The sequence below is a fragment of the Mycobacterium sp. 1165178.9 genome, assembly GCF_001673555.1.
GTDB lineage: Bacteria > Actinomycetota > Actinomycetes > Mycobacteriales > Mycobacteriaceae > Mycobacterium.
Genome location: NZ_LZMB01000413.1, coordinates 1 through 8604 on the forward strand (window position 1 = coordinate 1; position 8604 = coordinate 8604).

General features: G+C 65.3%; 7 protein-coding genes, 1 tRNA gene and 2 pseudogenes. 6 read left to right on the forward strand and 4 right to left on the reverse strand.

The genetic code is table 11. The features are described from left to right. A pseudogene (locus A5652_RS18125) lies at positions 1–205 on the reverse strand (NlpC/P60 family protein); the annotation flags it as partial. After that, positions 202–984 (reverse strand): helix-turn-helix domain-containing protein, encoded by a 783-nt coding sequence (locus tag A5652_RS18130; RefSeq protein ID WP_067354421.1) that lies wholly within the window; start codon positions 982–984, stop codon positions 202–204. The gene A5652_RS18130 and the pseudogene A5652_RS18125, both read right to left, overlap by 4 nt. Positions 985–1127: 143 nt before the next feature. Between A5652_RS18130 and A5652_RS18135 the strand changes: the two genes are divergently transcribed. From A5652_RS18135 to A5652_RS18150, 4 genes are all read left to right on the forward strand, one after another. Continuing rightward, positions 1128–1544: a WhiB family transcriptional regulator gene (locus tag A5652_RS18135; RefSeq protein ID WP_067354424.1), complete on the forward strand. Its 417-nt coding sequence runs from the start codon at positions 1128–1130 to the stop codon at positions 1542–1544. 93 nt (positions 1545–1637) lie between these two features. Next, the gene (locus tag A5652_RS18140) at positions 1638–3020 is read left to right on the forward strand and encodes an acyl-CoA dehydrogenase family protein (RefSeq protein WP_067354427.1); all 1383 of its coding nucleotides are present in this window, start codon (positions 1638–1640) and stop codon (positions 3018–3020) included. Between the two features lie 58 nt (positions 3021–3078). Further along, positions 3079–4074, forward strand: coding sequence for a pirin family protein (locus tag A5652_RS18145; RefSeq protein WP_067354431.1), 996 nt, complete (start codon positions 3079–3081; stop codon positions 4072–4074). Continuing rightward, on the forward strand, positions 4061–4387 hold the full coding sequence (locus A5652_RS18150) for a GNAT family N-acetyltransferase (RefSeq protein WP_067354434.1): 327 nt from the start codon (positions 4061–4063) through the stop codon (positions 4385–4387). The genes A5652_RS18145 and A5652_RS18150 overlap by 14 nt, the downstream gene beginning before the upstream one ends. 459 nt (positions 4388–4846) lie before the next feature. Here the strand turns inward: A5652_RS18150 and A5652_RS18155 are convergent, their stop codons facing one another. Continuing rightward, the gene (locus A5652_RS18155; protein WP_067354446.1) at positions 4847–5410 is read right to left on the reverse strand and encodes a GNAT family N-acetyltransferase; all 564 of its coding nucleotides are present in this window, start codon (positions 5408–5410) and stop codon (positions 4847–4849) included. Between the two features lie 329 nt (positions 5411–5739). Here A5652_RS18155 and A5652_RS18160 point away from each other — a divergent pair. Next, positions 5740–6236: pseudogene (locus A5652_RS18160) on the forward strand (DinB family protein). 266 nt (positions 6237–6502) lie between these two features. Here A5652_RS18160 and A5652_RS18165 read toward each other — a convergent pair. Beyond that, positions 6503–6585 (reverse strand) — tRNA-Leu (locus tag A5652_RS18165). 253 nt (positions 6586–6838) lie between these two features. Between A5652_RS18165 and A5652_RS18170 the strand changes: the two genes are divergently transcribed. Then, the gene (locus A5652_RS18170; RefSeq protein ID WP_067354442.1) at positions 6839–8500 is read left to right on the forward strand and encodes an FhaA domain-containing protein; all 1662 of its coding nucleotides are present in this window, start codon (positions 6839–6841) and stop codon (positions 8498–8500) included. Positions 8501–8604 lie beyond the last annotated feature (104 nt).

Here is an 8604-nt window from a genome sequence, read left to right on the forward strand (position 1 = left end):
CGGGGCGCGCCGCAGCGGTGAGGTGTTGCCGGCTGTGGTCCACCGCGAGTTGGTAACCGCCGTGCGCCATCTTGTCGTTCATCGCCGCGGCGCGCGGCAGCAGATCGCGGTAGTGCTCGGTGTCTGCGTGCAGGGACGACGGCTGCGTGCTGCCGGCGAAGAGTTGGTGGGCACGGGTCAACGCCTCGACTTCGGATTGACTCACGATGCCCCCTCGTCGCCCTGGTGCGCCTCTTTTCCGCCGGACTCGAGCGCCTCGGTGAAGGCGCGGACGCGGGGGAGAGCACCCGGCGCGATCACCCCCCGATTGCGGATATCCCACATTTCGTCGACATCCACGCCCACCAGGGCGGCGATGATGGGCTCCGGTAACGATGCCTGGGCGCAGGCCCGGTCGAAACGCGCGCTCAAACTGGTGGGCATCCGCTTCAACAGCGCCGCGCGCGTCGCCTCCAAAGCTCGCAGGTGCTCCATCAGCCGGCCGGTCGAGTCGGCGCCGGCGTTCACGGCCACCCGCCAGGAGCTGGCGGCGAGCATCTCTGCCTTCACGCACTGCGCGATCACAGACAGAATATACGTCTCATATTCGTTTGATGTTGTCGCAGGCAACCGATCGATGACGGATTTGAGGGCATCGAGCTGCGCTTCGGCATAGCCTTCCAGCACTTCTGTGTCGCTGTGGCGGTCGACAACCACCGGACCGCTGCGCCGCGCGGGCATGGGCGCGGGCGGCTGCGCGGTCATCAGGCGCGCCAGCTCGGCCTCCGGGTCGGCGGCCACCAGCAGTCGCGAGTAGGTGCCCGGCGGCAGGCCGAGGCCGTTCTCGACCTTCTGAACTGTACTTTTGTGCGGCTTTCGGGCGCCCCGCTCGAGGAAGCTGAGTCCCATGATGCTGACCCCGGTCGCGGAGGCGAGGTCGGCTAGTGACCAATCGCGTGATTCACGCAATGCGCGGATAGCCGCACCGGCCGACTCACGGGTCACCGCACGCTCCGGCCATAGGCCGGATATTACACAGCCAGCGTCTGCGATATCGGTATATACGTTTTTGTCACGTTTCTCTTGCGCGGCGCAGGTTCTTCTGTATACGCTTCTGCCTACGTTTCACGCTTGACAAGGAGACCGACATGGGACACCCCTGCGCAGCCAATCCGGAACTTTGGTTCGGCTACCCCGACGACGACGGCGGCGACGGCGCCGCCAAGGCGCGCGCATACGAGCGGTCGGCCACCGAGGCGCGGATCCAGTGCCTACGCCGCTGCCCGCTGGCGCAACAGCGCCGCTGCGCCGGGCACGCCATCGCGAACCGCGAGGAGTACGGCGTGTGGGCCGGGGTGAAGCTGCCTGGCGGCCAATACCGCAAGCGAGACCAGCTCGCTCATGCACACGACGTCCTGCGGCGTATCGCCGCCGGCGAGATCAATGCTCGACAGCTGCCCGAGAACGCGGCGCTGCTGGCACGTCACGAACACGAGTCCGTCGCGGTCGCTGCAGTGGTGCTGCACCTGCCGCTGGCGCAAATGAAACCCCGTTCGGCTGCCTGACATTTCGTCGAAATCCGGCGTGGCAGTTTGCTGAGCCCATCAACGGGGTAGTCCGGGTCGGCAAGACTAGTCTGTCGACCTAGAGGCGCCCCCATGACGTTCGACCTGACCCCGACGGCAGCACAACACGACCTTGCCCGGCGTACGCACGAATTCGCCGAGTCTGTAATACGCCCAGTAGCGCTCGATTACGATCAGCGACAGGAATTTCCCTGGCCCGTGCTAGAAGAGGCCGCCCAACAAGGCTTCTACAGCCCACTCTTTTACCGGGATCTGATCGGCGATCCAACCGGCATTTCGCTGCCCATGTTCATGGAGGAGCTGTTCTGGGGCTGCGCGGGCATCGGCTTGGCCATCGTCATGCCGGCGTTGGCACTGTCGGCGATCGGCCAGGCCGCCTCCCCGGAACAGATGCTGGAATGGGCGCCCGAATGCTTTGGCACGCCAGGAGATCTCAAACTCGCCGCGCTGGCCATCTCCGAACCCGAGGGCGGCAGCGATGTGCGAAACCTGCGCACCCACGCGCGCCGCGACGGTGACGACTGGATCATCGACGGGCACAAGATGTGGATCGGCAATGGCGGCATCGCCGACGTGCACGTGGTCAACGCCGTGGTCGACGAGGAGCTCGGTCATCGCGGTCAAGCGCTGTTCGTGGTGCCCGGCGGCACGCCCGGACTGAAGCTGGTGCGAAAACTGGACAAACTGGGCTGTCGGGCTTCTCATACCGCCGAGTTGCTCTTCGAAGGCGTGCGCGTGCCGGGGGCCAATTTGCTTGGTGGACAAGAGAAACTTGAGCACAAGCTGGCCAAAGCCAGGGAAGTCGTGGCCGGCGGAAAACAGTCCGGATCCGCGACGCTGGGCACCTTCGAGCAGACCCGACCCATGGTCGCCGCCCAAGCCATTGGCATCGCCCGCGCGGCGCTCGAGTACGCAACCGCGTACGCCACCGAACGGGAGGCTTTCGGTGGGCCCATCATCGACAACCAGGGCATCGCATTCCCGCTGGCGGAACTGGCGACCCAGATCGACGCCGCTCGCCTGCTCACCTGGCGTGCGTCATGGATGGCGGCCAATAACGTTCCCTTCGAACGGGGCGAGGGTTCGATGTCGAAGATGGCCGCTAGCGAAGTCGCGGTCAAGGCCACCGAACGCGCGATCCAAACCATGGGTGGCTGGGGCTACATCACCGATCATCCGGTTGAGAAGTGGTATCGGGATGCCAAGCTGTACACCATCTTTGAGGGCACCAGCGAGATTCAACGGATGGTCATCTCCAACGCGCTGGGCGCCGCGGTCGGTACCCCGCCGCTACACGTGGTCCTGGAGCCGTCCGGCGGACCGCTGAACCGGATGTTCGGGCGCGGGACCCCGCTGAGATCTCGCGTCGCCGACAACGCGATGTCGGTGAAGGATCGCGTGCCCGAGCCCGTCATGCGGCTCGCCATGAAGGTGCTGCGGCCCCCACGCAAGTAACACGCCGGGTACGGTCGCGGAGGGCGCTGCATGAGGGCGCCGCGACGAAGGGTGGACGATGAGCAATCTTGAAGTCGCCCCGGCCGAAGTCGCCTGCGCCGCTTTGCAACACCTGGGCGCCCCGCCCACGGTGGAAGTGTTGCAACCGCGGGAGGTTCCGTTGGGCGGCCCCAGGGCGATTCGCGTGCAACGCACGCTTCCGCAACGACAGCGTTCGCTGGTCGGCGCGTGGTGTTTCATCGACCATTACGGCCCGGTCGCCGCGAGGATGGACGTCCCACCGCACCCCCACACGGGACTACAAACTGTCAGTTGGTTGTTCAGTGGGGAAGTGGAGCACCGCGACAGCGCCGGCGTACACGCGGCCGTTCGGCCCGGCGAGCTGAATCTGATGACCGCGGGGGCCGGCATCTGTCATTCGGAGGTCTCGGTTGATTCCGGCGCCCTGCTACACGGTGTCCAGCTCTGGGTCGCGTTGCCCGCAACCGATCGCGATACAGCGCGAGATTTCGCCCATTACGCGCCCGAGCCCCTGGCGCTGCCGGGTGCGAGTGCGCGCGTCTTTCTGGGCCGGCTGGCTGGCAGCCGGTCGCCGGTGCCGACGTTTACGCCGTTGCTGGGCGCCCAGATTGACCTCGCCGCTGGGGCCACCCTGGACCTCGACGTCGACCCGGCCTTCGAGCATGGGGTGCTGTGTGATTCCGGGACCGTACACGTGGATGGGACGGCCCTGGCGATCGCCGAGTTGGCGTACCGAGGTCCCGGCCGGGCCCAGCTGCACGTGCACAACGCGGGTGAGGGACCCGCACGGGTGCTGCTGCTCGGCGGCACGCCGTTCACCGAAGAGTTGGTGATGTGGTGGAACTTCGTCGGGCGAAGCCACGAAGACATCGTCGACTACCGCCGACTGTGGGAGGACGCCGACGACCGATTCGGTGCCGTCCAGGGATACCGGGGAGCGCTCGCCCGACTGCCCGCCCCGCCGCTGCCGACCGCTCGGCTGCGGCCTCGACCTACACCGCAACGAAAGGGAAGCACAGATGACAACCGATAAGACCGGCGCGGAAGCCACCGTCAGCCTTGAGGACGGCAAGTACACGATCGCCGTCGAGGGAAAGACGGTGGGACTGGCCGATTTTGCCGATCGCGGCGATCAGCGCGTCTTCTATCACACGGAAATCGACCCGGCGTATGGCGGACGTGGGCTCGCGACCATCCTCGTCGAGGAGGCGCTCAACGAGGCGCGCGATGAGGGCAAGCGCATCGTTCCGGTGTGCTCGATGATCGGCACGGTGCTCAAGAAGCATCCCGAATACGGTGACATCACCGACCCGGTTACCCCGGAGATTACGCAGTGGGTGCGCTAATAGCTGGTGCTGATCTTCGGTCCAGTCGACATCTACGATCTTCGCAATCGGTCGTGATGGGAATATCGCCGCCGCCCAATCCGGGCGACCAACGACGCCAATTTACTGACAATCGAGAAAAATCTACCAATAGTTAATCCTTCTCAAGTATCCCCACCTGAGCAGCTCCGTGACGTCACCGGTCTCTCCATATTCGTTGATGGTGCGGAGCTGCTGGCCACCCCTGCGAAGACGACGCCCCGCGCGACATTAAGGCCGCACTCGGATATCGCAGGCTCCCGTTGGGCGCCAGCTTCAGCAATCAGCGCATTGTTATCTATATAGGGAAGTCCCATGACACCGTTGACGGCCAGCGAGCTGTGGGCATCTCATCGCGGGCAGAGTTTCCATCCCTTCTGAGCTGCCCATGAGGGTACTTATCCCTAGACCGGCGTCAATTCACTACGCGTCGGCGGCTTATCAGGCAGCTGGGCGCTCCAGCGCGTACAGCGCCATCCGCCGATTCAGCATGTCGTGTTCGCCGAGGAATTCGCAACCCAGGAAGTCGCAGAGATGACGCACTGTTGTCAGGCGATGGTCTGGATCGAACATGATCCGTTGGCACGCAGGGTCTTTATCCAGAATGCTGGCGATGACCCCGCGGAGTATTAGGGGGCCCAGGCCTCGGTTCATCAGCTCCTCGTCTGCGATGGCCCCATGCAGTCCCAGATCGTGTGGCTGGCTGTCGTAACACCGGGCGATCGAGTCCTTCGCGGCCCGGTAGATCTCCATGTAGGCGCGGTCCACACCGTTGATGCTGAGGATGAGTGGCCGCGAGTATGCGCCGTTCACCTGGGCACGCAAGTGGTTGCGCCAACGAGTCACCGGCCAGTCGTACTCCCAGGTGACGGCCAAATGCGGCCGGTTCATCCACTCCGCCACGGTCTCCGCATCTGCGCCCTCGGGGTCGGCGACGCGAATCGTATTCGGCAACACCAAATCCGGAACCGGTGGCGGTGGAACTTTGCGGACGGAGTCGGAGATATCAGTGAGCTCGCGGGGGAGTACGACGGATGGTTGCTCCCGCTGGTCGTTGGCGGTGCAGGGTACAAGGGGATCAGAGAACCTCACGGCTGGGGACCCTACCGCGTCGAGTTAGGTTAGGCTACCCTGGCTAGCAGCACCGCGGGTTGCACTACGGCCGCGCTCGATGCGCCCTTGGCCGCTCGCAGGTGCTCACGATCCGCGGCCTGCCCCCATCCTCTGTGGCTACATCTATATCACTCCGCCACAACGGTTTTGAACTCGCCGCGTCGCCTCTTGAGTCACCGTTTCGTGCGACTGCCCAGAGTGCGGTCTGAAATGATGATCCCGTGACAGGCCCCTGCGCCGAATGCGGTTCACCTATGACCTGCGGCACGCCGCAACCGTCGGCGACGACATCCGCGCCGGGGCCGCCGAAGTTGGCGCGCTTCTGTGTAGCAACGGCGGTGACGTGCGAATTCGTGGCAGGCCCGGCGTGTGGTCTGCGCTGGAGTACGGGTGCCATCTGCGCGACGTGCTGCTCGTGCAACGCGAACGGGTGCTCGCCGCGCGGCGGACCAACGGCGCCGACTGCTTGCCCATGGGTCGAGAGGAGCGCGCCGAGCACGACGGCTACAACGAGCAGGACCCCGTCGACGTTGCTCGTCAATTAGCCGACGCGGCAACGCTATTCAGCAATGTGCTGGCTCAGCTCTCCGCCGACGACTGGGACCGCACGGTTGTCTATCACTACCCGGAAACCAGTGCGCGGTCGTTGCGCTGGGTCGCGGTACATACCGCACACGAATTGCGGCACCACCTTCTCGACATTCGCCGCCAACTTTGACACCAGCCCGGGGTGCAGCGCGGAACATCGCTGAATCCCCGCGACCGCCGCGGGACATGGGCCCACTGGGTATCCGACTGCATGCCTTTCTTGGCGGGGCGTTCAGTCTCGCGGCGAGGCGATTGACTTCGGACTGCAGCTCCGCCGTCTTGTCACCGACCATGGTGCCCGCCCCTACGTCGTCAGCGCGGCGCCGCGTTGAGCCCCACCAACGCGAAAGTCACGACCCCTTTCGAGGCCGTGACCTTTCGTAGAACCGCTCAGTGTGGGCGAAGGGGGACTTGAACCCCCACGTCCCGAAGGACACTGGCACCTGAAGCCAGCGCGTCTGCCATTCCGCCACTCGCCCGGAAAAACAACCGATGGACCATATCACTCTAATGGCCCGATTCCCGAACCGGCGAAGTGGGACCCGAAGCCGTTCCGCACCCAGCAGCCGACGGCCCGCAGGGCCCTGAACTGGTCTGATGCAGTTCTCACGATTTCGAAAGTGCCGCAGCGACACGATGTCCCGATACGATGCGGAAGTGATCCAGCACCGGGGTGATTCGTTTGCCGTCCAATGGCAATACCTGATGGCAAGTGCACGCGAACGGTAAGACATGAGTAGCCAACGGGGGCTGGCCACGCGGATCGAGCGCAAGCTCGAGGCGGCGGTAGACAACGCCTTCGCCCGGGTATTCGGTGGATCGATCGTTCCGCAAGAGGTTGAGGCCCTGTTATGCCGCGAGGCGCGTGACGGAGTCCAGAAACTTCACGGAAACCGCCTTTTGGCCCCCAACGAATACATCATTACCCTCGGTATGCACGACTTCGAGAAGGTGAGCGCCGATTCGAATCTCACGTCGAGCGGTTTCGCGAGGTACTTGACTGACTACATCCACGAACAGGGGTGGCAAACGTATGGTGAGGTGGTCGTTCGGTTCGAGCAGTCGTCGAACCTGCGCACCGGCCAGTACCGCGCCCGCGGTGCTGTCAACCCTGATGTCCAGCCCCGCCCGACGGTCGACGACCCCGTCCGGCCACAATCAAATAACGCGTTCGGCGAAGAACGAGGAGTAGCACCAATGACTGACAATTCTGGCTACCGCGGGGGTCAGGGGCCGGGCCGATCCGGCGACGAGTACTACGACGACCGCTACGGGCGCCCCCAGGATGACGCGCGCGGTGGCCCAGACCCGCAGGGAGCACCCGACCAGCGGGGTGGATATCCACCCGAGCAGCAGCACGGCTACCCACCTCAGCAGGGTTATCCGCCACCGCGCCAACCCGAGCAGGGCGGCTACCCCGAACAGGGCGGCTACCCCGATCAGGGACACGGTGGCGGCTACCCTCCTCAGCAGGGCTACCCGGAGCAGGGCGGCTACCCCGACCAGCGCGGCTACCCTGACCAGCAGGGCCAGGGCGGCTACGCCCCTCAGCAGCAGGGCTACCACGACCAGCGCGGCTATCCCGAGCAGGGCCAGGGCGGCTACCCGCAGTCGTACGAGCAGCGTCCCCCCGCGCCCGGCGGTTACGGCGGCCAGGGCTACGACCAGGGGTATCGGCAGGCTGGCGGCTATGCCCCTCCCGGCGGTCAGCAGGGCGGTGGTCAGCAGGGCTATGGCGGCTACGCCGATTACGGACGCGGTCCGGCCCGCCAGGACGAGGGCGGGTACGCGCCGCCCGAACAACGGCCTGGGTACCCCGAGCAGGGCGGCGGCTACGACCCGGGCTACCAGCAGGGTGGGGGATACGGTCGCCAGGACTATGGCTCCGCCGAGTACACCCAGTACTCCGAGCACGCGCAGGGCGGAGCGTACGGCGGTCAAGCCGGCGGCTACCCGGATACGGTCAGCCCCGAGTACGACTACGGCCAGCAGGCGGAGTACGGCCAGCAACCGGAATACGGTCAGCAGGCTGACTACGGTCAGTCCGCCGACTACGGGCAACCAGGTGGTTACGGCGGCTACGGCCAGGGCGGCTACGGCGCCGGCGGAACCACCATCACCCTTCAGCTCGATGACGGCAGCGGCCGGACCTACCAATTGCGCGAGGGATCCAACATCGTGGGCCGCGGGCAAGACGCTCAGTTCCGGTTGCCTGACACCGGCGTGTCACGGCGTCACCTCGAAATCCGCTGGGACGGACAAGTCGCGCTGCTGTCGGATCTGAACTCGACCAACGGCACCACGGTGAACAACGCACCGATCCAGGAGTGGCAGCTGGCCGACGGCGACGTGATCCGCTTGGGTCACTCGGAGATCATCGTCCGGATCCACTAAGCCACTGGGCTTAACGCTGCCGTGCTTCGCCCCGTGTCATCCGCCGTCCAAGTATCGTGACGTAGCCGATGTGCTCGGAGTCACGGGCGCCAGGGATGCGACGC

Excerpts from the sequence above, each read along its gene's own strand:
- A5652_RS18145 (WP_067354431.1), top strand. The coding sequence starts at position 3,079 with ATGAGCAATCTTGAAGTCGCCCCGGCCGAAGTCGCCTGCGCCGCTTTG.
- A5652_RS18135 (WP_067354424.1), top strand. The coding sequence starts at position 1,128 with ATGGGACACCCCTGCGCAGCCAATCCGGAACTTTGGTTCGGCTACCCC.
- A5652_RS18170 (WP_067354442.1), top strand. The coding sequence starts at position 6,839 with ATGAGTAGCCAACGGGGGCTGGCCACGCGGATCGAGCGCAAGCTCGAG.
- A5652_RS18140 (WP_067354427.1), top strand. The coding sequence starts at position 1,638 with ATGACGTTCGACCTGACCCCGACGGCAGCACAACACGACCTTGCCCGG.
- A5652_RS18150 (WP_067354434.1), top strand. The coding sequence starts at position 4,061 with ATGACAACCGATAAGACCGGCGCGGAAGCCACCGTCAGCCTTGAGGAC.